The 23,773-nt window shown below is 64.5% G+C and carries 21 protein-coding genes; 17 read left to right on the forward strand and 4 right to left on the reverse strand.

The features are described 5' to 3' along the window. Window positions 1-62: 62 nt before the first annotated feature. Entirely contained in the window at window positions 63-704 is a 642-nt protein-coding gene (locus tag ACG873_RS19175) for a 2-dehydro-3-deoxy-phosphogluconate aldolase (RefSeq protein ID WP_394886754.1), read from the forward strand. A gap of 66 nt (window positions 705-770) precedes the next feature. Here ACG873_RS19175 and ACG873_RS19180 read toward each other — a convergent pair whose 3' ends face one another. Next, window positions 771-2,525, reverse strand: coding sequence for a DUF882 domain-containing protein (locus ACG873_RS19180; RefSeq protein WP_394893613.1), 1,755 nt, complete (start codon window positions 2,523-2,525; stop codon window positions 771-773). A 490-nt stretch (window positions 2,526-3,015) separates the two neighbouring features. On the opposite strand from ACG873_RS19180, the gene ACG873_RS19185 reads away from it, so the two are divergent. After that, a complete protein-coding gene (locus ACG873_RS19185; RefSeq protein ID WP_394886756.1) occupies window positions 3,016-3,246 on the forward strand; it encodes a hypothetical protein in 231 nt (76 codons plus the stop codon). A 4-nt stretch (window positions 3,247-3,250) separates the two neighbouring features. Then, window positions 3,251-3,853: an alpha/beta fold hydrolase gene (locus ACG873_RS19190; RefSeq protein ID WP_394886758.1), complete on the forward strand. Its 603-nt coding sequence runs from the start codon at window positions 3,251-3,253 to the stop codon at window positions 3,851-3,853. Between the two features lie 153 nt (window positions 3,854-4,006). Here ACG873_RS19190 and ACG873_RS19195 read toward each other — a convergent pair whose 3' ends face one another. After that, window positions 4,007-4,561: a TetR/AcrR family transcriptional regulator gene (locus ACG873_RS19195; RefSeq protein WP_394886759.1), complete on the reverse strand. Its 555-nt coding sequence runs from the start codon at window positions 4,559-4,561 to the stop codon at window positions 4,007-4,009. Window positions 4,562-4,758: 197 nt separating this feature from the next. Between ACG873_RS19195 and ACG873_RS19200 the strand changes: the two genes are divergently transcribed. After that, entirely contained in the window at window positions 4,759-5,526 is a 768-nt protein-coding gene (locus tag ACG873_RS19200; RefSeq protein WP_394886761.1) for an oxidoreductase, read from the forward strand. Window positions 5,527-5,616: 90 nt separating this feature from the next. Here the strand turns inward: ACG873_RS19200 and ACG873_RS19205 are convergent, their stop codons facing one another. Continuing rightward, entirely contained in the window at window positions 5,617-7,137 is a 1,521-nt protein-coding gene (locus ACG873_RS19205; RefSeq protein ID WP_394886762.1) for a sigma-54-dependent transcriptional regulator, read from the reverse strand. Window positions 7,138-7,266: 129 nt separating this feature from the next. Between ACG873_RS19205 and ACG873_RS19210 the strand changes: the two genes are divergently transcribed. From ACG873_RS19210 to ACG873_RS19265, 12 genes are all read left to right on the forward strand, one after another. Continuing rightward, entirely contained in the window at window positions 7,267-9,102 is a 1,836-nt protein-coding gene (locus ACG873_RS19210; RefSeq protein ID WP_394886764.1) for a M3 family oligoendopeptidase, read from the forward strand. 25 nt (window positions 9,103-9,127) lie between these two features. Beyond that, window positions 9,128-10,285, forward strand: a complete 1,158-nt coding sequence (locus ACG873_RS19215; RefSeq protein WP_394886765.1) for an aminodeoxychorismate synthase component I — start codon at window positions 9,128-9,130, stop codon at window positions 10,283-10,285. Further along, window positions 10,234-10,893, forward strand: coding sequence for an aminotransferase class IV family protein (locus tag ACG873_RS19220; RefSeq protein WP_394886767.1), 660 nt, complete (start codon window positions 10,234-10,236; stop codon window positions 10,891-10,893). The genes ACG873_RS19215 and ACG873_RS19220 overlap by 52 nt, the downstream gene beginning before the upstream one ends. 67 nt (window positions 10,894-10,960) lie before the next feature. Further along, a complete protein-coding gene (locus tag ACG873_RS19225) occupies window positions 10,961-11,911 on the forward strand; it encodes a heme-dependent oxidative N-demethylase family protein (protein ID WP_394886768.1) in 951 nt (316 codons plus the stop codon). A gap of 103 nt (window positions 11,912-12,014) precedes the next feature. Next, entirely contained in the window at window positions 12,015-13,460 is a 1,446-nt protein-coding gene (locus ACG873_RS19230) for a homospermidine synthase (protein ID WP_394886769.1), read from the forward strand. A 91-nt stretch (window positions 13,461-13,551) separates the two neighbouring features. Beyond that, complete coding sequence (locus tag ACG873_RS19235; RefSeq protein ID WP_394886771.1) at window positions 13,552-13,938, forward strand: hypothetical protein; 387 nt, start codon at window positions 13,552-13,554, stop codon at window positions 13,936-13,938. Between the two features lie 27 nt (window positions 13,939-13,965). After that, window positions 13,966-14,643 (forward strand): zinc metallopeptidase, encoded by a 678-nt coding sequence (locus tag ACG873_RS19240; RefSeq protein WP_394886772.1) that lies wholly within the window; start codon window positions 13,966-13,968, stop codon window positions 14,641-14,643. A 25-nt stretch (window positions 14,644-14,668) separates the two neighbouring features. Continuing rightward, on the forward strand, window positions 14,669-15,922 hold the full coding sequence (locus ACG873_RS19245; RefSeq protein ID WP_394886773.1) for a phenylacetate--CoA ligase family protein: 1,254 nt from the start codon (window positions 14,669-14,671) through the stop codon (window positions 15,920-15,922). 143 nt (window positions 15,923-16,065) lie between these two features. Continuing rightward, window positions 16,066-18,102: a 5'-nucleotidase C-terminal domain-containing protein gene (locus ACG873_RS19250; protein ID WP_394886774.1), complete on the forward strand. Its 2,037-nt coding sequence runs from the start codon at window positions 16,066-16,068 to the stop codon at window positions 18,100-18,102. A gap of 135 nt (window positions 18,103-18,237) precedes the next feature. Next, complete coding sequence (hemH, locus tag ACG873_RS19255; RefSeq protein WP_394886776.1) at window positions 18,238-19,302, forward strand: ferrochelatase; 1,065 nt, start codon at window positions 18,238-18,240, stop codon at window positions 19,300-19,302. A 135-nt stretch (window positions 19,303-19,437) separates the two neighbouring features. Next, window positions 19,438-20,388, forward strand: coding sequence for an SPFH domain-containing protein (locus ACG873_RS19260; protein WP_394886778.1), 951 nt, complete (start codon window positions 19,438-19,440; stop codon window positions 20,386-20,388). A gap of 26 nt (window positions 20,389-20,414) precedes the next feature. Next, window positions 20,415-20,873, forward strand: coding sequence for an NfeD family protein (locus tag ACG873_RS19265; RefSeq protein WP_394886780.1), 459 nt, complete (start codon window positions 20,415-20,417; stop codon window positions 20,871-20,873). Window positions 20,874-20,880: 7 nt separating this feature from the next. Here the strand turns inward: ACG873_RS19265 and ACG873_RS19270 are convergent, their stop codons facing one another. Continuing rightward, on the reverse strand, window positions 20,881-21,879 hold the full coding sequence (locus tag ACG873_RS19270; RefSeq protein ID WP_394886782.1) for a KpsF/GutQ family sugar-phosphate isomerase: 999 nt from the start codon (window positions 21,877-21,879) through the stop codon (window positions 20,881-20,883). A gap of 174 nt (window positions 21,880-22,053) precedes the next feature. On the opposite strand from ACG873_RS19270, the gene ACG873_RS19275 reads away from it, so the two are divergent. After that, window positions 22,054-23,754: an outer membrane beta-barrel protein gene (locus ACG873_RS19275; protein WP_394886783.1), complete on the forward strand. Its 1,701-nt coding sequence runs from the start codon at window positions 22,054-22,056 to the stop codon at window positions 23,752-23,754. Window positions 23,755-23,773: the final 19 nt, after the last annotated feature.

Raw genomic sequence — 23,773 nt, forward strand, 5'->3', positions numbered from 1 at the left:
TTCGTGGACTTGGCCGGAGGCTTCTGCTAATCGGCTGAAATCCCAACCGCCGAGAGACGCTCATGCCCAGCAAGACCGAAAAACTCCTGTCGCTCCTCGATGGCCAGCCGGTGATTCCGGTGCTGAAGATCGACAGGGTGGCGGATGCGGTCCCCCTTGCGCGCGCGCTCGCCCGAGGCGGCCTGCGCGTCATCGAGATCACCCTGCGGACCGCCGACGCGCTGGAATGCATACGCAGGGCCGCGGGCGAGGTCGAGGAGGCCATCGTCGGGTCCGGCACGATCCTTGATGCCCGCCAGTTCGAGGACGCGGCCGCGGCCGGCTCGAAATTCATCGTCAGCCCGGGCGTGACGCGCGAATTGCTGGCTGCGGCGGCCGACAGCGAGACGCCGCTGCTGCCCGGAGCGATCACGCCGGGCGAAATCATGACGGCGCGCGAAGCCGGCCTCGACTTCCTGAAATTCTTCCCGGCCGAGCAGGCCGGCGGCGCCGCGTTCCTGAAATCGCTGGCCTCGCCCTTCGGCGGCATAAAGTTCTGCCCGACGGGCGGGGTGACGGCCAAGAACGCGAACGACTATCTCGGCCTGCCGAACGTGATCTGCGTCGGCGGCTCCTGGGTCGCACCCGACGATCTGGTGAAAGCCGGCCAATGGGACGCCATCGAGGCTTTGGCGCGGGAAGCCGCGACGCTGCGGGCGCGCTGAACACCTGCAAACAGGCCAACAAAAAAGCGCCGGTCTCCGGCGCTTTTTTTGCAGCTTGCGTTGCCGCTACTGGAAGCGCGCCACCGACAGGAATTCTACGGCCTTGCCGGAGAAGCGGTTGGCGTCGGCCGTCTGGTCGTCCTGCTGGAAGCCGGCGGTATAGACGGCGCGCGGGGCGGTGCGCACGATGTTGTAGGCGAATGACGGAGCGGTCGTGTTCTGCCCGGCCGTGGTGACATAGTCACCGTGCAGCACCCAGCGCGCGGCCTGCGGCTGCGCGGCCACCACAACCGGTTTCGGATCGGGCTTGGTGTCGCGGGCGCTCGGCCGCGAGGCCTTGCGCGTCGTCTTGACGCCGGAATCCATCGCGGAGGCGGGATCGGTCCCGGCCGGACGTCCGGCGACCGCCGCGCGCGGCGTCACTGTCGTGGCGAGCGCAGCAACCCGTTCGCCATTGGATTTTATGACGGCCTCCAAGGCGGCTTTCGGATCGGTCTCGACCGCTCCTGTGCTGGCGGGCTCGGGACGCGCGGGCGGAACCGCGGCGAGATCGAATACGGCGTCGGCATCGCTTGGACGGCTGGACGGCAGCGGCGCGAATGCGTCGGTGGCGCTCATCGGGCCCTCATCGGCCGCCGCCATGGCCAGCAGGATCGGATCGGTCGCGCTGGCAGTCGCGAGCACAGCCGGCGGAGCGTAGTCCGGACGGCGCGTCGGCAGCGGAATGCCAAGCGCAAGCTCAGCCTTCTCGGCGAGCAGTTCGTCCGGCAGGGGCTGTTCGGCTGCTCCGAACGGAACCTGCTCAGCTTGCGCCAACGCCGCGACGGTCGGGCCGACCTCGGCCTCAGGACGCGGCGCAAGGGCCGGAACCGGGACGCTGCGGGCCGGCAGCGCGGCGATGATGGTTTCGGGCGTCTCTTCGCGCGGCTCCCCTGCCTCGGCGACCTGGGGAATTTCGGCGCGCTGCGCCTGATCGGGCGGGACAATTTGGATGCCGGGCAGTTGCTTGTTGGCGTCCTGCTGCTGCGGCTGCGGCTGTTCGGCCACGGCCTTGCTGGCGGCTTGGGGCTTTTCGGCCCTCGAGCTTGCGGCCGCAACGACGGCGACTTCGCCGCTGCTCTCTTCTTCCTCGTCGGCGCCGCCGCCGAAAATGGCCGCAAAGAGATTGGTGCGCCTGCCGCTGCTGGAGTTGGAACTGGCGAGCGCCAGGGCGGTGGCCCCGCTCTTGCTGCGCGCCTTGTAGGAAGCGAGCGCCGTCTCGAAGCCGGGCAGCGGCTTGCCGTCGGTCGGCACGTGCAACGTCTTGCCGTTCGGGAAGACGGAGGCGAGCTCGCCACGGCTCATGCGCGGCCAATGGCGCACATTACCGACATCCAGATGCACGAAGGGCGAACCCGAACGCGGATAATAGCCGACGCCGCCGCCCTGCGCCCTGAGGGCGGTGTTGCGCAGTTGTTTCAGGCCGACGCCGGGGATGTAGAAATCCATCGCCTTGCCCAGCATGTGCTGGCTCTTGTTGGCGACGCCCTTGCTCCGGCTGCGAAGCATTGAATTTGTGGCCGGCGAGCGATACGCGGACACGACGTGGATGTAGTCGCGCGCTCCGACAGACTTGTAGGTCTCCCAGACTAGGTCGAGCAGGCGGGGGTCCATCCTGGTCGGTTCGTTGCGGCGCCAGTCGCGCAGGAACCTGTTGATCTTCTTGAGGCCGGACTGATCGTAGCGCCCGTTGCGCTTGAAGGTGATCTCGGCCTTTTCCTTGGTATGGATGAAGTAGAGCTTGAGCGTCCGCGTTTCAGCGCTGGCGACGGGCGTTGCCATCAAGAGGAAGCTGAGGGCGAGGATGAAAGCCGCAAGCCATTTCGGCAAGCCGGTCGTTTCGAGTCGCCGGTTCGTGTGTCGCTCGATTCTGTTCAAATCAAAAGGCCTTGCAGGCTGCCATTTGTCCCCGGATTTGAAGCCCGGACGCGGAAAAGTTGCGTCCGAATATCGATCCTAATGGTTAATCACAGCTTATTGAAGTCGAAATGCGGTAAGACCATGGCGATATCCCGGCAAAAATATCGATCGAAGTTCATGGTAAACGGCATCCTATGGAATGAAGCTTACGCGGTGCTGGCCGGGCAACACCCGTCCCCTTTGCAAGGTGCAGGGCGATTGAGTCCACACCCCAAGATCAAGTATCCTCGTCGGTCAGCGGAGTGAACGCGATGGCCGACACGGCGTCCATCAACTCAACGACGGTCGCAAAGAATGCCACGGCCAAGCGGATCGCCCGATCCGCTTCTGCTCGTCTTCAAAGGAGGTCCCATTGAATTGGAACATGTGGATTCGGCAGATCCATCGCTGGCTGTCGATCATTTTTACGACGGTCGTCGCCGCGATCTTTATCAGCTTGGGCGTAGGTGTGGAGCCCGCTTACTGGGTGTACCTCATGCCGCTGATCCCGCTCCCCTTGCTCATGCTCAGCGGTCTGTACCTGTTCGCGCTGCCGTATGCCACCAGGTGGCGCAGCGGGCGGCGCGTCGGCGAAGAGGCGTGAACACATGGCCGACAAGGCGCCCAAGGCCAGCCAAATACCCGGCATGACGAAGCAGGTTTTGTTCGTGCAAGGCGGCGGCGAGGGCACTCACGACGATTGGGATGACAAGCTTGTCGCGAGCCTCGCGCGCGAGCTGGGTCCCGGCTATTCGATCCTCTACCCGCGCATGCCCGATGAAGCCGATCCCAGTTACGCCGCCTGGAAGCCTGCGCTTGTGGAGGAGATCGCCGGACTTGATGACGGCGCAATCGTCGTCGGCCATTCGATTGGCGGCACGGTCCTGATCAATGTCCTTGCCGAGTTGCCGACCGCGCACAAGCTATCCGCCATCTTGTTGATCGCGCCACCCTTTGTCGGCGAGGGCGGCTGGCTCAGCAACGACGTCGCGCCGATGGACGATGCGGGCGCGCGACTGCCTCCGGCAACGCCGGTCTATCTCTTCCAGGGCACCGATGACGACACGACCCCCGCGGTTCATTTCGACCTGTACGCGAGAGCAATCCCACAGGCTCATGTTCGGAGACTTGACGGCCGCGACCACCAGCTCAACAACGACATGACGGAAGTCGCCGAGGAGATCTGCGCGCTGGCGCGAGCTTCGTCCTAACCGGATCACCGCCGCAAAAATGCCGGGCTATTGAGCCTACATCTAGAAGACGAACGACAGTTTCGTGATCCGGATCGCGTGAGGGGATGGCTGGTTGAGGTAGCCGGCAGCGCGTGAAGCCACAAATTCGGATCGGTTTGGCGCGGCGCTCCGTTATTCATCCCGATCTGTCAGGATCGCACTGGAGATGACGTCAACGAGATGATCGGCGCGCGGTGCGAACGAGGGTTGGTCGCCAACCCAGCCGAGCGCCCCGATCAGGGCGAACAGGTCGGTCCCATCAATATCGGCTCGCGCCATTCCCTCGGCCTGAGCACGGAGAAGCAGTCGCGCGCCTGCCGAACGCACGGTGGTGCATGAAGCATGAAGAGCGGAATCCGGGTCCGCGATGGCGGCCGCCATCAAATCTACAATGCCGCTATAACTATGCGTGAATGCAACCGCCTCGCGAAACCACGATACGAGAGCTTCATCAGGTGAACTCGACGTTTCGAGCTTGCCTGCCCTTTGCGTTAGTTCGTCGAGGGTCGCGCGGAGCAACGCCTCAAGCAGCGCCTCCCGCGTGGGAAAGTGACGATACAGAGTGCCCAGCCCGACATCAGCTCTGCGAGCGATATCGCGCAGCGATGCGTCAGCACCGTGCTCGGTTATGACATCACGCGCGACCGCGAGCAGGTGGCTGTAGTTCTTCCTGGCGTCGGCTCGCATAGGCTCTCTTTGGCAATTGGATCAATGCTCCGCGTATATGGAGCGGCGCTCCATTAGATCACTCATTGGCGATGAGGGATACAGAGAGGCCGGCCAACACGATGAAAGTTCAGCAGGTCACGCTGCTCCGTTGACAATCGGAGCGGTGCTCCATATATACGGATCACTGCTCCGTTATGTAAACCCAAAGGAACATCATGCCCAGCAAGCTCGATCTCTCGAAGGAGTTCATCGGCCGCCGTGCCCTCGTCACTGGCGGCACGCGCGGCATCGGTGCGGCGATCGCGCAGCGCCTTCTCGATGGCGGCGCCAAGGTCGTGGTCGCGGCGCGCTCGCGCAGCGACTTCACACCCGCGACGGCGACATTCATCGCCGGCGACGTCAGTACGAGCGAAGGGGTGAAGGCGATCGCCGCAGAGGCGCTCGCGGCGCTCGGCGGCCTCGACATCCTTGTCAACAATGCGGGCGGTGCGGGCGGTACGCGCATGTTTCCGGAAGGCTCGCCGACGATTCCCGACGAGGAGTGGCAAGACGCCATCGATCTCAACCTCTTCGCCTCTATCCGCCTCACGAACGCGCTCCTGCCGGCGCTCCGCGCGTCGAAAGCCGCTGCGGTCGTGAACATCTCGTCGACGGCTGCGACTATGCCGTTCGGTCCCACTGCGCACTACGGCGTCGCGAAGGCGGCGCTCGACTTCTACTCGCGCACGCTCGCCGTCGAACTCGCGCCGAGCGGCGTCCGCGTGAACGTCGTGTCGCCCGGTCCCATCTCGACGCCGAGCGCCGACGAGATGCGAAAGTCGTTCCCAGGGATTTCGAGCGATGAGTGGCTCCGGTATGTGCCGCTCGGTCGCATTGGCACCACTGACGACATCGCGGAGGTCGTCGCGTTGCTCGCGTCGGATCGCGGGAAGTGGCTGACCGGCATGAACTACCGGGTCGATGGTGGAATGACGGCGCGCTGACGGTCGATCGTCAGGCGATTCGGATGGATTGGGCCGACAACGAGGATCCTAAGGTCAGGATCTATTAGGATAGGTCCTGGCCATAGCAGGTCAGGAAGCGAGCTTTTCGGCACGTCCCGTTTCGGGGTCGATGCCGTGCTCCTTCAGTTTTCGGTAAAGGGTTGAACGGCCGATCCCCAGCCTGCGCGCCACTTCGCTCATCTGGCCGCTGTAGTGATCGATGGCCATCTTGATCATCTCGAGTTCGACCTCCGCCAGCGAGCGGACATTGCCGCGCTCGTCGAGCGCCTTGAGGATGCCGAACCGTATTTCCGCTGGCGCCGGCCGCAACGGCGTGGTCCTGTCTTCAGTTGGAGCGCGCTGGGCCTCTGGCGGGGCGGTAGCGGGTTCGGGCTCGCCGCGGTCCAAATTGACCGTCCCCTCGACTTGCGCCCTTATCTGCGGAAATTCTTCCTCCGTGAGCGTGTCGCCTTCGCAGAGCACCGTCGCCCGGAAGATCGCGTTTTCGAGCTGCCTGATGTTGCCCGGCCAGTCATAGGCTTCGAGCATCGACAACGCTCGCGCGGAAATATCGGTGATGCGGCCGCGGGTTTCGGCGGGCGCGATGCGCGACATGAAATGGCGCACCAGATGAGGGATGTCGTCGCGGCGGTCGCGCAGCGGCGGGACGAAGATCGGATAGACGTTCAGTCGGTAGAACAGGTCCTCGCGGAACTTTCCGTCCTTCACCTGCTGCAGGAGGTTGCGGTGGGTGGCCGAGATCAGGCGGATATTGACCTTGACGGTCGAGCGCCCGCCGACCGGATCGACCTCGCCATCCTGCACGGCGCGCAGGAGCTTTACCTGGACGTCGAGCGGCAGATCGCCGATCTCGTCGAGAAACAGCGTTCCCGTATGCGCCTCGACGAATTTTCCGGTGTGCTTCTCGGTCGCGCCGGTGAACGAACCCTTCTCGTGGCCAAACAGGATGCTTTCGACAAGGTTGTCCGGGATGGCGCCGCAATTGACCGTGACGAAGGGCTTGCCGCGACGGTCGCCCGAACCCTGGATGGCCCGCGCGACAAGTTCCTTGCCGACGCCCGATTCGCCCTCGATGAGGATCGGTATGTTAGAGGCGGCGGCCTTCTGCGCCAGGCGCAGCACCCGGTCCATGGCCGGGCTTCGGGTGACGATGTCCTTGAACGAAAGCGTGCCGCCGCCGCCGCGTTTGGAGGAGCGCTTTGCCTCCATCCCGCGCGCTTCCACCTTGAGCGCGTTATCGATGGCCGTGCGCAGCCGCTCCGGCGAGGCCGGCTTGACCACGAAATCGAATGCGCCGTTGCGCATCGCCAGCACCACGGTTTCGATCCCGCCCTGCGCCGTCTGGACGATGACCGGAAGCTGGATGCCGCGCTCGGCCAGCGCCTTGAGCACGCCGATGCCGTCCATGCCCGGCATTGAGAGGTCGAGTATGACGACGGCGACAGGGCGCGCCTCCGGTCCGTCGAGCACCTTGAGGGCCGCCTCGCCGCCATCGGCGACAATAGCGGCATGACCGAATTTGGTCACCGCGGCTTCGAGCAGCCGGCGCTGTACAGGATCGTCGTCGACTATGAGGATGCAGGCTGCCATGACATATTCTATACGGCCTAATTGCCGTCTGGATCATCCTGGCACAGGGTTCTAAATAAGCCTTCAAAAAAGCCGGTGAATGAAGTCTTTAGCCTGCACGGGCGGTTGTCGAATCGGAAGGTTGTCACGATGGATCTGAATCCCGGCGGAAAGGTCGCTGCCATGGCTGCGAGCCAGACACTTTCGATTCTCGGCGACCTGCCGGAATGGGATCTCGGCGACCTCTATCCAGGCATGGACGCGCCCGAACTGAAGAGCGATCTCGCCAGGGCGGCTCTCGAGGCGGTTGGCTTCGAGCGGCGCTGGAAGGGCACGCTGGCCGAGGAGGCCGGCAGGGGCGGCGCCGGCCGGCTGGGCGAAGCGCTGCAGCAATACGAGGCGATCGAGGAGCTGATCGGCAAGATCGCCTCCTATGCGGGGCTGATCTATGCCGGCAACACGGCCGACCCGCAGCGCGCCAAGCTCTACGGCGATGTGCAGGAGAAGATGACCGACGCCAGCGCGCACCTGTTGTTCTTCGCGCTCGAACTGAACCTCATCGCCGACGAGCTGATTTCGAGCGCACTCGAAACCGACCCGGCGTTCGGCCATTACCGGCCGTGGGTGCTGGACCTCAGGAAGGACAAACCCTACCAGCTCGAGGACCGCATCGAGCAATTGTTCCATGAAAAATCGATAACCGGGCGCGGCGCCTGGAACCGCCTGTTCGACGAGACGATGACTGACCTGCGCTTCGAGGTCGGCGGCGAAGAGCTGACGCTGGAGCCGACGCTGAACAAGCTGCAGGACGCCGACGGCGAGGTGCGCCGCGCGGCCGCCGAGGCCCTGGCGAAGACCTTCAAGGAGAATCTGCGCACCTTCACGCTGATCACCAACACACTGTCCAAGGACAAGGAAATCTCCGACCGCTGGCGCGGCTTCGAGGACATCGCCGACTCGCGGCATCTCGCCAACCGCGTCGAGCGCAGCGTCGTGGACGCGCTGGCATCCGCCGTTCGCGAGGCCTATCCGCGGCTTTCGCACCGCTACTATGCGATGAAGGCGCGCTGGCTCGGCATGGATGCGATGAACCACTGGGACCGCAATGCGCCGCTGCCCGAGACACCGCAGGCGACGATCGGATGGGACGAAGCAAAAAACACGGTTCTGTCGGCCTATCACCGCTTTTCGCCGGACATGGCCGACATTGCGCGGACCTTCTTCGACCGCCGCTGGATCGACGCGCCGGTGCGGCCCGGAAAGGCCCCAGGCGCCTTCGCGCACCCGACGGTGCCGTCGGCCCATCCCTACGTGCTCCTGAACTACATGGGCAAGCCGCGCGACGTGATGACGCTGGCGCACGAACTCGGCCACGGCGTGCACCAGGTGCTGGCCGGCGGCCAGGGCGCGCTGATGGCCTCGACGCCGCTGACGCTAGCCGAAACCGCCTCGGTGTTCGGCGAGATGCTGACCTTCCGCTCGCTGCTCGACAACACCACCGACCGGCGCGAGCGCAAGGCCATGCTCGCCCAGAAGGTCGAGGACATGATCAACACGGTGGTGCGCCAGATCGCCTTCTACGAGTTCGAACGCAAGGTGCACACCGAGCGCCGCAACGGCGAGCTGACCTCGGACCGGCTCGGCCAGTTCTGGCTGGAGGTGCAGGCCGACAGCCTGGGCCCGGCGATCAGGCTGCGAGAGGGTTACGAGACCTTCTGGACCTACATCCCGCATTTCATCCACTCGCCGTTCTACGTCTATGCCTATGCGTTCGGCGACTGCCTGGTGAACTCGCTCTACGCCGTCTACCAGAATGCCGAGCGCGGCTTTCAGGAGAAGTATTTCGACATGCTGCGGGCCGGCGGAACCAAGCATCATTCCGAAATCCTGGCTCCGTTCGGGCTCGACGCCTCCGACCCCGCCTTCTGGCAGATCGGCCTCGGCGTTATCGGCGACCTGATCGACGAACTGGAAGCGCTGGAGTGAGGCGGGCAGACGCGGCTCCCGCGAGTTGACGAATATGCCCACTTCACCATTCGTCCTTTTCCGCAACGACCCCGCCGGCAGCGAGCTTCTGTTCGACCGGCCGCACGAAATCATCGCCCCCGACACGGCGGAGAGCTTCTTTCCGGCGCTGGACGCAGCACAGGCCGCCCATGAATCGGGAAAGTGGCTTGCCGGCTATTTCTCCTACGAAGCAGGCTATCTGTTCGAGCCGAAGCTCAGGCCGCTTCTGCCTGAAGGGCGGCGCGCGCCGCTGTTTTGCCTGGGCGTCTTCGACGGGCCTTCCGAGACGCCCCTGCCCGCCTTGCGGCCGCCGGATACCAACGGACCGATCTTCGACGCGCGGGCAAGCTGGTCGTTCGGCGACTACGAGCCGCGCTTCGCGCGGCTGCACCGGCATCTGCGCGAGGGCGACTGCTACCAGGCCAATCTGACTTTTCCGGTCAACGCGCAGTGGTCGGGCGAGGCGCTGTCGGCCTTCGACGCGCTGACCGCGCGCCAGCCGGTGAAATATGGAGCCCTGGTTGATCTCGGCGAGCCAACGGTGCTGTCGCGCTCGCCGGAACTGTTCTTCGAGATCGACCGCGAAGGCTGGATCGAGACGCACCCGATGAAGGGCACCGCCCCGCGCGGCGCGACCAGGGAGGAGGACGAGGCGCAACGGGAGTTCCTGCGCAACGACCCGAAGAACCAGGCCGAGAACCGGATGATCGTCGACCTGCTGCGCAACGATATCTCGCTGATCAGCGAGGTTGGCACGCTCGACGTACCAGAGCTTTTCCGCATCGAGACCTACCCGACCGTGCACCAGATGGTGAGCCGGGTGCGCGCGAAGCTTTTGCCCGATTTGACTATTGCCCAAATCTTCGCCGCGCTGTTTCCATGCGGGTCGATCACGGGCGCGCCAAAAATTCGCGCCATGGAGATCCTGCATGCGCTGGAGGGCAAGCCGCGCGACGTCTATTGCGGCGCCATCGGCTGGATCGCGCCGGACGGCACGATGCGGTTCTCGGTGGCGATCCGCACCATCTCGCTCTTTCCGGGCGGCGAAGCCGTCTACAATATCGGCGGCGGCATAGTGTTCGATTCCACCGCCGAGGAGGAGTATGCGGAATGTCTCCTGAAGGCCCGGTTCGCGACGGGAACGGTTCCGACTTCGAGCTGATCGAGACACTGCGCTGGGAGCCGGCCCGTGGCTTCGTGCGGCTGGAGCGGCACATGGCGCGGCTTGCCACATCTGCGCGGGAGCTTGGCTTCGAACTGTCGCCGGCCGGGATCGATCGTGCGCTGCGAGACGCCGTGGGTGGCGACGCGCCGCTGCGCGTCCGCTTGACGCTGGCGCAAGACGGTAAGGCGGAGGTTACGACCCTGGCATACGCGCCGCTCGCGCCGGACGCCTTCTGGACGCTCAAAATTGCCGAAACCCGATTGGACGCGAACGATCCGCTGCTGCGCCACAAGACGACACAGCGCGCCGTCTATGATGCGGCGCGCGTGGAATTTTCGCGCGGGGAGGCGGACGAGGTGATCCTGCTCAACCAGCATGGGCAGGTCTGCGAAGGCACGATCACCAATCTCTTTGCCGACAGGGGCGATGGTGTCCTGCTGACGCCGTCGTTGCGATGCGGGCTGCTGCCCGGCGTGCTGCGCGGCGAGTTGCTGGAAGGCGGCAGGGCCAGGGAGGCGGCGCTGACCGAGGACGATCTGCGCCGCACGAAGGCGCTCTTCGTCGGCAATTCGCTGCGTGGGCTGATCAGGGTACGACTGGCCTAGTCGCGTTTTCTTGCAGCAGCCTTGAACTACCGGCTATTGCAGACCCGATCATCCGGATTGGACTATCTTGAGCGCAGCCCCGAGACACACCCCCTATGACGGCTCGTCAAAGCCGTTCACCATCGGCCTGAAGCCGCTCGACCTCGCCGAATGGATCGAGGTCGGCGACGACCTGGACATGTATCTGGCCGAGAAGCGCCGGCTCTACGCGACGGTTCCCGACAAGGTTTTCGTCGAGGACCTGGATACGCGGGTAGCGCAACGCGAAGTGCTCGATCTCATCGAGGCGCATCTGGCCCGGCACGATACGCAACTGCTTGGGCGGTTGAAGGCCTCGGCCGGATCACATTCTGCGGAGGTTGGTGGCGAGGCGCGGAATGATAAGGCGCAAAACGGCGATGACGCGACAGACGCTCCGCCACTCCTCACAGCATCGCTGCTCGTCCAGGAAGACCTGATCCTGATGCGCAGGGGCGAGGACGGCTGGCGGCTGGCGGCGGGGGCGCTGTGTTTTCCGTCATCCTGGTCGCTGGTCGAAAAATTCGGGCGGCCGCTGCATGAAATCCACGCGCCGGTGCCGGGTTTCGGCGGCGGCACCCGCAACGCCGATCTGATAAGCCGGATGTTCGACAGCCTTCAGGGCCAGGCGGTGCTGCGCTGGAACTGGTCGCTGCAGGCCGGCAACGATCTTTACCTGCCATTCTCACACCAGGAGCGCGTCGACCGGGCGACGAACCGGCCGTCGCGATTTTCAACTGGCGAGATTGCAGCGCAGGCCTTCATCCGTGTCGAGCGCCAGACCCTGCGCAAGCTGCCCGTGTCCGGCGACATCCTGTTCACCATCGGCATCCATCTCGATCCGCTATCGGTGCTCGAAAAGCACCCGGACCGGCAGCGGCTCGCCTCTTCCTTCGCCGATCAGCTTGCCGCGCTTGACGAGGCGCAGCTCGACTACAAGGGGCTGACCGCCGACCGCGACCGGCTGCTGGCAGTCATGCTGGGCTTGGCTCAGCGCTAACCAGCTTGGTGGTTTTCTCTTTATTGTGACGAGGAACTATGGTCTTCAACTCGACCACCCGTCGAGATGCACGCATAACGCGCGAACCAGGAGTGTCTAAAGAATGGCGAAAGAAAAATGGCCCGTCCACGGTGAAATAACCGGCCCGGTGGTGATGATCGGCTTCGGGTCGATCGGCCGCGGTACGCTTCCCCTCATCGAGCGCCATTTCAAATTCGACAAATCCCGCGTGACCGTCATCGATCCGCGCGACGACGACCGCAAGCTGCTCGACGAACGTGGCATCGCCTTCCTGCAGGAGGCGGTGACGAAGAAGAACTACAAGAAGCTGCTGACGCCGCTTCTGACCGCGGGCGGCGGCCAGGGTTTTTGCGTCAACCTTTCGGTCGACACCTCCTCGCTCGAACTCATGAAGCTCTGCCGCAAGCTCGGCGTGCTCTATATCGACACTGTCGTCGAACCCTGGCTCGGCTTCTATTTCGATACCAAGGCCGACAACGCTTCGCGCACCAACTATGCGCTGCGCGAAACCGTACGCGAGGAAATCCGCAAGAATCCCGGCGGCGCCACCGCCATCTCCTGCTGCGGCGCCAACCCCGGCATGGTGTCGTGGTTCGTCAAGCAGGCGCTGGTCAATCTCGCCAACGACCTCGGGCTCGAATTCGCCGAGCCGGCGGAAGGCGACCGGGAAGGCTGGGCGCGGCTGATGAAGGACGCCGGCGTGAAGGGCATCCACATCGCCGAGCGCGATACGCAGCGCACCAAGAACCCCAAGCCGATGAACGTGTTCTGGAACACCTGGTCGGTCGAGGGCTTCATTTCCGAGGGGCTGCAGCCGGCCGAACTCGGCTGGGGCACGCACGAGAAATGGATGCCGAAAAACGCCCGCAAGCAGAAAAAGGGTTCGAAGGCCGCGATCTTCCTCGAACAGCCGGGCGCCAACACGCGGGTGCGGACCTGGTGCCCGACGCCCGGGCCGCAATACGGCTTTCTCGTCACTCACAATGAGGCGATCTCGATCGCCGATTTCTTCACCCTGCGCGACAAGAAGGACAAGGTCTCCTACCGTCCGACCTGTCACTACGCTTATCATCCCTGCAACGACGCCATACTGTCGCTGCACGAGATGTTCGGGTCGGGCGGCAACGCGCAGCCGGTTCATCACGTGCTCGACGAGGACGAACTTGTCGACGGCGTGGACGAACTCGGCGTGCTGCTCTACGGCCACGCGAAGAACGCCTACTGGTACGGCTCGCAGCTCTCGCTTGCCGAGGCGCGCAAGCTGGCGCCCTACCAGAACGCAACCGGCCTGCAGGTGACTTCGGCGGTGCTGGCCGGCATGGTCTGGGCGCTGGAAAACCCGCAGGCAGGCATCGTCGAGGCCGACGAGATGGACTACCGGCGCTGCCTGGAGGTGCAATCGCCCTATCTCGGGCCGGTCAGGGGCTATTACACCGACTGGACGCCGCTGGAGGGCCGCCCGGGACTGTTCGCGGAAGACCTCGACACGAAGGACCCCTGGCAGTTCCGCAACATACTGGTTCGCTAGGTCGTAGACCTAGGGGACTTTCATCGCGGCTTCTTGCAATCGCCCAGAAATCGGGCGATTGCTACGCATGCGGACTGAGGAGAGGATGAACATGACGATAGCGCGCAAACTGTTTTCCGCGGCTGCGCTCGCCGCGATGTCGGCGGGCCTGGTTGGCTGCATGACCGGTGGCGGCCCCGGTGGAGGCCCGCTGGCCGCCGCGTCCGGCGTGGAAGGCGAATGGCTGAGCACCGACGGCGTCGCTGTATCGCGCTTCTCGGGTGGGGTATTCCAGACGACGGCTCTCGACACCGGCAACAAGCTGGCCGACGGCAGCTATCAGATGGTGGACGATCGAACGGTCGCGATCAGCGTCAAATCGCTGATTCGCCAGACGACCAGCAGCGTCAACTGCGCGCTGGCCGCTCCCACCCAGCTCAACTGCACGAGTTCGACCGGCCAGCAATTCGTGCTGACGAGACGCCCGAACGTCGGCTGAGAAGGGCGGCGCTGGAGGCCGCAGGGAATGGCGATCGTCATTCTTTTCGCCCTTATTTGCGTCCTCGTGCTTCCGCAGGTCTGGGTGCGGTTCACTATAGACCGGCACGGGATCGACCGTCCCGATCTGCAGGGCACGGGCGCGGAACTTGCACGCCACCTTCTCGACCGCTTCGACCTCGCCGACGTCAAAGTTGAAACGACGGATCGCGGCGACCACTACGATCCGGATGCCAAGGCGGTGAGGCTGCTGGCCAAGCATCATGACGGCCGCTCTCTGTCCGCCGTTGCGATTGCGGCGCACGAAGTTTCGCATGCGCTTCAGGATGCGCGCGGCGAGCGCCTGTTGGCGTTGCGCCAACGCCTTGCCAAGTTTACCGCTATCACTGATCGGATTGCCGGCGTGTTTTTCATAGCGGCTCCAGTGCTGGCCGCCCTTGCGCGAACACCCGTGGCCTTCTTTGCAGTGCTCGGAATTGGCATAGCTCTGCTGGCAGTTCGTGTTCTCGTCAACCTTGTCACATTGCCCGTCGAGACGGACGCCAGCTTCTCCAAGGCGCTGCCTATTCTGGAGGATGGCCGCTATGTCGACGCTGCCCACATGCCGGCCATTCGAAGCGTGCTGCGCGCCGCCGCGTTTACCTATCTCGCGGGCGCACTGATATCTTTGATCAACCTTGCGCGCTGGATAAGGCTGCTGCGATAACGACAACTGGCAACGGACGGAGCTAATGGCCCTCCATTTCGACCACCTCGAAACCCGAGACCCCGCCGAACGCGAAGCGGCGCTGTTTGCGGCGCTTCCCGGCTTTCTGCGCAAGGCGGTTTCGGCAGCACCCGGCCTTGCGCGCTGGCTCGCGGGTGTCGATCCGGATGCGATAACCGATCGCACTGCCCTTGCCCGGCTCCCGGTGCTCAGGAAATCCGAACTGCTGGAGTTCCAGCAGGCCGATCCGCCCTTCGGCGGCTTCGCCGACCCGGCCGCCCTGCGGGCAAACCGCGTGTTCTTGTCGCCCGGCCCGCTGTGGGAGCCGGAGCTCGGCGACGATGTGGCCACGGCGACCGCCCGCGCCTTTTTCGCCGCCGGCATCCGCGCCGGAGACATCGTTCACAACGCCTTCGCCTACCACATGACGCCGGGCGGTTTTATCCTTGATGCCGGAGCGCGCGCGCTGGGCTGCACGGTGTTCCCGGCAGGAACCGGCAACACCGACTTGCAAGTCGACGCGGCGGCTGCGCTGAAGCCCTCGGTCTATTGCGGCACGCCGGATTTCCTGAAGGTCATGCTCGACCGCGCCACCGAAACCGGCAAGGACCTGTCCTCTTTCAAGCTGGCGTTGGTTTCGGGAGGGGCGCTGTTTCCGTCGCTGAGGGCCGAATACAAGGCGCGCGGCATCGACGTGCTGCAATGCTATGCGACGGCCGAGTTCGGCGTCATCGCCTATGAAAGCGCAGCCAGCGACGGCTCGCCCAATCCAGGCATGATCCTCAACGAGAAGCTGATCGTCGAGATCGTCCGCCCTGGCACCGGCGATCCTGTCGCCGAGGGCGAGGTTGGCGAGATCGTCGTCACCGGCTTCAACGACGGCTATCCGCTGGTGCGGCTCGGAACCGGCGACCTCTCGGCGATCCTCCCGGGCACGTCGCCCTGCGGCCGCACCAACGCCCGCATCAAGGGCTGGATGGGCCGCGCCGACCAGCGCACCAAGGTCAAGGGGATGTTCGTCGATCCGGCCCAGATCGCGACGGTGGTCAAGCGGCATCCCGAAATAGCCAAGGCGCGCCTAGTCGTCGTCCGCGATGGCGACCGCGACGCGATGGTTCTGCATGTCGAGGCGGCGGGCGGCGCTGCGCCCGATCTCGCCGCGGTCGAGGCTTCGCTGCGCGAGGTGACAAAACTTGGCGGCGCGGTCCTCCTGGCGGCGCCCGGCTCGCTCGCCAATGACGGCAAGGTCATTTCCGATGAGCGCAACTACAGCGCATGAAGCCCTGAAGAGGCCGGTTCGGGGCCGGGATTCCTCTTGCATCCGTCAAACCGCAATGTGAACATGGATCGGGGACCGTCTCGCATGGGCGGTCAGGAGTCGCGCAAAGCGCTCCGAAGGGATCACTCGGGGAGACGACAAAGATGAAGAAGATCGCCGCCATAGCCGCCCTGTCCGCATCGGCATTCGCAATGTCGGCGGGCGCATCGTTTGCCGACTACACATTGAACATCCTGCACATCAACGACTGGCACAGCCGCATCGAATCCAACAACAAATTCGAATCGACCTGCTCGGCCGAAGAGGAAGGCAAGGGCGAATGCATCGGCGGCGCGGCCCGCCTCGTCACGGCAATCGCAGACCGGCGCAAGGCGCTCGAAGGCCAGAATGTGCTGCTGCTCAATGGCGGCGACAATTTCCAGGGATCGCTGTTCTACACGACCTTCAAGGGCGCGGTGGAAGCCGAGTTCCTGAACCTGATGAAGTTCGACGCCATGACCGTCGGCAACCATGAGTTCGACGATGGCGAAGATGCACTGGCGCCGTTCCTCGACGTGATCAAGTTTCCCGTGCTCTCCGCCAACGTAAAGGCCAACGCGCAGTCGAAGGTCGGCGACCGCATCAAGCCGTCGATCGTGCTCGATGTCGGCGGCCAGAAGATCGGCATCATCGGCGCCGTCACCAACGACACGCCCGAACTCGCCTCGCCCGGACCCAACATCGCCATCGAGGAAGACATCAAGACGATCACTGCCGAGGTCGAGAAGCTGAAGGGCCAGGGCGTCAACAAGATCATCGCGCTGACGCATATCGGTTATCCCCGCGAGAAGGAGATGATCGCGAAAATTCCAGGCGTCGACGTGGTGGTCGGCGGGCATTCGCACTCGCTGCTTTCGAACACCGACGCCAAGGCAGAGGGTCCCTACCCGACGATGATCGACAATCCCGAGGGCTACAAGGTTCCGGTAACGCAGGCTGCGTCCTACTCGAAATATCTCGGCGAATTCATGGTGACCTTCGACGACAATGGCGTCGTCAAGGAGGCCAAGGGCGATCCGCTCTATCTCGACAAGTCGATCAAGCCGGATGAAACGGTTCTTGCCCGCATCAAGGAACTTGGCGCACCGATCGAGGAGCTGAAGAACAAGGAAGTCTCGGAAACGACAGCCCCGATCGACGGCAGCCGCGAGACCTGCCGCGCCAAGGAATGCGAGATGGGCAATCTGATCACCGACGCGATCCTCGACCGCGTCAAGGATCAGGGCGTGACGATCGCGATCCAGAACGGTGGCGGCATCCGCGCTTCCATCGATGGCGGCACGGTTACCATGGGCGAAGTGCTGACCGTGCTGCCGTTCCAGAACACGCTGGCGACCTTCCAGCTGACCGGCAAGGACATCGTGGCGTCGCTGGAAGGCGGCGTGAGCGAGATCGAGGAAGGCAAAGGCAAGTTCCCGCAGGTCGGCGGACTGAAATATTCCTTCGACAAATCGGTCAAGCCGAACGAAGGCCGCATCAAGTCGGTCGAAGTCATGGAGGGCGGCGCCTGGAAGGCGATCGAGCCTGAAAAGGTCTACACCGTCGCCACCAACAACTTCGTGCGCGGCGGCGGCGACGGCTACAAGCTGTTCGCCGAGAATGCGCAGAACCCCTATGATTTCGGTCCGAGCCTCGAACAGGTCGTTGCCGATTACCTGACCGCGAACCGGCCCTATACGCCGAAGCTCGAGGGCCGCATCACCGAGGTTGGGGCTGCAGTAGCAGCCGCGCCGGCCGAAGCAGCGCCGGCGGCAGAGCCGGCCCCGGCGGTCGCCGCCGCCGAACCTGCTCCGGCGCCGGAAGCCGAAATCAAGATGCCGGACCTGCCTGCGGCCTCGGGCGAAATCGCCGCAGCAGCGCCGACGGTCGATACGCCGCAAACCACGGAGGCGCCGGCGGCAAAGCCTGCCCAACCGGAAGTGGCCGCTGCCCCGGCGACCACCACGGAGCCCGCTGCCCAGCCGGCGGCCGGAGCCGTTCCGGACAGCCATGTGGTCGTTGCCGGCGACAATTATTGGGACATCGCCGAGAAAATCTATGGTGACGGTTTCAAGTGGAAGGCGATCGCCGACGCCAATCCGGAATATACGCCCTTGAAGCTCCCGGTCGGCGCGACGCTGAAGGTGCCGCCGGCAAGCTGAAGGTTTACGCCCGATAAGAAAGCGCCCGTCCGGAGCCATCCGGGCGGGCTTTTTTCGTGGCGAGGTGCGGCCAGACGCTCCATTGTATTCCAGGAGCGTACGGATAGTTTCCCGGCCGTTACCGGAGTGCGCCGAATGGATGCCGCGAAAACCAGCAAGACAACGAAAGCCGAGGCAGGCCGCTCCCCTCCGGCCGGCGGTACGGCGCTGAAATCGCAGAAGATCGGCGTCATGTTGGTCAATCTCGGCACGCCGGACGGCACTGATTTCGGCTCCATGTGGCGCTATCTGCGGGAGTTCCTCTCCGACCCGCGCGTGATCGAGCTGCCGCGCATCGCCTGGTACCCGATCCTCTACGGCATCGTTTTGAACACGAGGCCGCAAAAATCCGGCGCGAACTACCGCAAGATCTGGAACCGGGAACGCGATGAATCTCCGCTCCGCACCTACACGCGGGCGCAGAGCGAGAAGCTCGCCGAGGCCTTGCGCGGCGAGCCGGAAATCGTCGTCGACTGGGCCATGCGCTACGGCAACCCGTCCACTGAAAGCGTGGCGCAGCGGCTGGTGGCGCAGGGCTGCGACCGCCTGCTGATCCTGCCACTCTATCCGCAATACTCGGCAACGACGACTGCGACCGCGAACGACAAGCTGTTTGCCGCGCTGGCGAAGATGCGCCGTCAGCCGGCTATCCGCAGTGTGCCGGCCTATTATGACGACCCGGTCTATGTCGACGCGATCGCGCGATCGATCGAAACCCACCTCGCCTCTCTTGATTTCCAGCCGGAGGTGGTCATCGCCTCCTATCACGGCATCCCGAAACCCTATTCCGACAAGGGCGATCCCTATTATTGGCACTGCCTCGAGACGACGCGGCTGGTGCGCGAGCGGCTGGGCTGGGGAGAAGAAAAGCTGATCACCACCTTCCAGTCGCGCTTCGGCTCGCAGGAATGGCTGCAGCCTTACACCGACAAGACGGTGGAAAGGCTCGCGCAGGAAAGCGTGAAGTCGATAGCGATCGTTAATCCCGGTTTTTCGTCGGATTGCATCGAGACGCTGGAAGAGATCGCGGTGGAAGCGCGCGAGATTTTCCTCCACGCCGGCGGGGCCAGCTTCGCCCACATCCCCTGCCTCAACGACAGCGCGGAGGGGATGGCCGTGATCGAGGGCTTGGTGCGCCGCGAGTTGTCCGGCTGGATTTGAGTGCCGCCTAGCGCGATTCAACCAACAATTGACGGCAGCGCGATTGTAACCGCGCAATTTCCCGCTTAGATGTTTGCGGGACGATGGCCCTGCGCTGTTGCGAAGGCCGGGCCGGGCAATAAAGGGGGAAGCTTCATGCCGTTCACCGGCCTCGACATCATCATTCCGGTCCTCGTTATCCTCGTCCTGCTTGTGCTGTTCACCGGCATCAAGACGGTCGGCCAGGGCTACAACTATACGGTCGAGCGTTTCGGGCGCTACACGAAGACGCTGACGCCCGGCCTCAACCTGATCATCCCGTTCATCGACCGCATCGGCGCCAAGATGAACATGATGGAGCAGGTTCTGGACGTGCCGACCCAAGAGGTCATCACGCGCGACAACGCCATCGTCGCCGTCGACGGCGTGGCCTTCTTCCAGGTACTCAACGCGCCTCAGGCGGCCTATCAGATAACGAACCTCCAGAACGCGATCCTCAATCTCACCATGACCAATATCCGCTCGGTCATGGGTTCGATGGATCTGGACGAGTTGCTGTCCAACCGCGACACGATCAACGACCGCCTGCTGCGCATCGTCGACGAGGCGGCGAGCCCGTGGGGCATCAAGATGACCCGCGTCGAGATCAAGGATATCAACCCGCCGGCCAATCTGGTCGATTCCATGGCCCGGCAGATGATGGCCGAGCGCACTAAGCGCGCCCAGATCCTCGAGGCCGAAGGCTTGAAGCAGGCGCAGGTGCTGGAAGCCGAGGGCCGCAAGGAAGCAGCCTTCCGCGACGCCGAGGCACGCGAGCGTTCGGCCGAAGCCGAAGCGCGCGCCACCCAGGTCGTCTCCGAGGCAATCGCCAAGGGCGACGTGCAGGCGCTCAACTATTTCGTCGCGCTCAAATACACCGAGGCAATGGCCAAGATCGGCTCGGCAAACAACAGCAAGGTCGTGCTGCTGCCGATCGAGGCCGCTTCGCTGATCGGCTCGCTGGGCGGCATCGGCGCCATAGCGCAGGAGGTCTTCCGTAACGAAGGCACCGCGGGCGCGCAGCGCCAGGCGGCGCGGCCGCCGGTCGTGCGGCCCGATCAGGGTTGACCAGTTCAGGTGGGGAGTGACCGGCAATGCTCGAAACCATCTTTGCGGAACTTGGGCCATGGAACTGGATGGTTCTGGGCTTCGCGCTGCTCGCCATGGAAATCCTGGTTCCCGGCGTCTTCCTGCTGTGGATCGGCGTCGCCGCGCTGATCATCGGCGCGATATCGCTGGTGATCTGGGATGCCGGCTTCTGGATCTGGCAAGTGCAGGTCATCGCCTTCCTCGCACTGGCGCTGGTCTCGGCTTACGCCGGCAACAGATTGATGGGCGGCACGAACGCCGAAAGCGACCAGCCGCTGCTCAACCTTCGCGGCGAACAGCTGATCGGACGCACCGCGACGCTAACCGAGCCCATCCGCGAAGGCCGCGGGCGCATTCAGCTCGGCGACACGCTGTGGCGGGTGTCCGGCCCCGACCTGCCGCCCGGCGCCCGGGTGCGGGTCACCTCCGCAACGGATTCCGAACTGACCGTCGAAGCGATTTGAGAGCTTTCTAAGCGGCGCCGATGCGCAACAGATCGTGCAGATGCACGAGGCCGATCGTGCGACCGTCCTCCACCACCATCAGGCTGGTGATCGACGAAGAATTGATCGTCTGGAGCGCGGAAGCGACCAGCGTTTCGGGCCGGACCGACTTCGGCTCCTTCGTCATCACCTCTTCCACCGTCATCGCCAGGACGTTGCCGCCGAGATGCCGTCTTATGTCGCCGTCGGTGATGACGCCCTCGAGCGCCCCGTCGGCGGCCACCACGCCGACGCAGCCGAAGCCTTTGCGCGAAATCTCCCGAACGGCCTCCTGCATGCCGGAACCCAGCCGGACGAGCGGCAGTTCGTCGCCGGTGTGCATGATCTCGCGCACCTGCGTGAGATTGGCGCCGAGTTGGCCTCCCGGATGGAAGGTGCGGAAATGGTCGGGCGTGAAGCCCCGCGCCTCGAGCAGCGCGATCGCCAGCGCATCGCCGACAACGAGTTGAAGCAGCGTCGAAGTCGTCGGGGCCAGCCCGTGCGGACAGGCTTCCACGGCGCGCGGCAGGGAAAGCACCACGTCCGCCTGGCGGGCGAGCGCCGAGGCGTGTCCGGCGGTAACCGCGATCAACGGAATCAGGAAGCGGCGCGAATAGGCGATGATGCCCTTCAGCTCCGCCGTTTCGCCGGACCACGAGATGGCGACGATCGCATCGTCGCGCGCGATCATGCCGAGATCGCCGTGATTGGCTTCGGATGGGTGTACGAAGAAGGCGGGTGTGCCCGTGGATGCGAGCGTGGCCGCGATTTTCGAGCCGATATGGCCGCTCTTGCCGACGCCGGTGACGATCACCCGGCCGCTGATCTGCGACACCAGCTCGACAGCCTCCGCGAATGGCTCGGCCATGCCGGTCTCAAGCGCGGCGGCAAGGGCCGCCACGCCGGCCTGCTCGGTGCCGACTGTCCTCAGCGCCGAGGCTATCGACGCTTGCCGGTCCGGCTTCTTCTTCAAGCTTCCTGCGTGCATGGCCGATGCGATTAGCGCGTTGCCGAGCGGCTGTCCAATATTATTGCCGCCCGCGCACAGGCTAAGCGCGCCGCTCTCAACCCTCCATTAACCATCGCCATTTACGGTTCGGTAAGCATGGCGCTGGCGCGCCGTCGAGCAAACAAGGTGACGATGCCGCGGGTTCGCCGAGTATTGACAGCAAGCGCGCGTCGCCCGGCATCCGGCATCTGGCTGCTGACGGCGGCGGCGGCGGCGGCATTGCTGTGCGCGTCTCCGCTTCGTGCCCAGGAGAGCGCGGATCTTCGCGGGTCCGTAGCCGAATCGGAAATCACCGGTTCGCTCCAGCGAAGCAGCCGGAGCCAGCGGGCGCCCGTTCAGGACCAGCCCCTTCCCCAGTACATTCCGGTCAGCCCCGGCGCCGTGCCCGACGAGACGGACGCCGCACAGGACGACAGCATTTTCGCGCCGGCCGATGTCCCCGACGACACTTTCGCTGGCGATCCACCTGTTCCTACGAGGATACCGACGACCGCACGCCGGCGCGCCGAGGAAGCGCGGATGCGCCGATCGGCGGAGCCGGAAACTGCGGCCGAACGGCTGGAAGCCGAAACCGAGGAAGACCGGCCCGAACCCGACGGCGAGGAGACCGGCGGGATCGAGCGCGTCGACACGGTGGATTCGGAAATTGACCTGACGCTCGACGAAGGCGCCCGGCGCGTGGAAGCTATCGAGGCGATCGACCGAGCGGAAGCGGAGGAAGACCCCTTCGCCCCGATCGGCATCCGCGTCGGCTCCTTCATCATGCGCCCGACGTTCGAACAAGGCATAACCGCGACTGACAATGCCGATTCGAGCAACGGCGGCGAGCCGGCGCTGCTTTCGGAAACCACGCTCCGCCTGAACGCCGTGTCGGACTGGAGCCGCCACTTCGCGACCATCGACGCCTACGGCAACTACCGGAAGACGATTTCAGGCGACGAGATCGATGAGACGCGAGGCGGGATCGACGCCGCGCTGGACCTGGATCTCGCCAACGACTACAGGGCCCGGGCCGAACTCGGCTACGAGGCCGGGCCGGAATCGGCTTCATCGCCGGTGGTGATCGAGGGAACGGCGTCGCAGCCGCTCCGCCAGACTTTCAATGCAAGCCTCGGTCTCGAAAAGGACCTCGGCAAGGCGCGTTTCGGCGTCACCGGCCTCGTCGAACACAACGCGTATGGCGACGCCGACCTGTCCGGCGGCGGAACGCTTTCGCAGGAAGACCGCGATTTCACCTTGGCTGCCGTCGTGCTGCGTGGCGGCTACGAGATTTCCCCGGCGATCACCCCATTCGTCGAGGCCGAGTTCGGCCGCCGCGAATATACGCTGGAAGAGGACGCCAGCGGGTTCCAGAGATCCTCCGACCGCATCGGCGCGCGCGCCGGGCTGGAACTCGACATGACCGAAAAGCTGACCGGCGAATTCTCCGCCGGATGGATCCGGGAGACGTTCGACGACGACCGGCTGGACCCGATCTCGGGGCCGACGCTGAACGCCGACCTGGCCTGGTCGCCCGAGCGCGGTACGATCGTCGATCTTGCGGCGGCGACGTCCGTGGAAGGCACCACGACGGCGGGCGAAAGCGGCTCCATCCTGCATGCGGCGCGCCTGGGTGTGGAGCGCGAGCTCCGCGCCAATCTGACGGCCAACGCCTCGATCGGCGCCGGCTACCGCGACTACGCCGAATCCGACGGCCGCGATCTGATCCTGACGGCCGAAGCCGGCGCGACATGGTGGCTGAACCGCAATGCCGGCCTCAGCGGGCGATTGCGCCACGAGACCCTGGACAGCAACCTGCCCGACCGGGAGTACGAGGCCAACAGCGTCTTCCTCGGCCTGAAGCTGCAGCGCTGACGAAGCGGAGGGCGGGCGG

The organism is Allomesorhizobium aridi (assembly GCF_043769475.1).
Taxonomy (GTDB): domain Bacteria; phylum Pseudomonadota; class Alphaproteobacteria; order Rhizobiales; family Rhizobiaceae; genus Allomesorhizobium.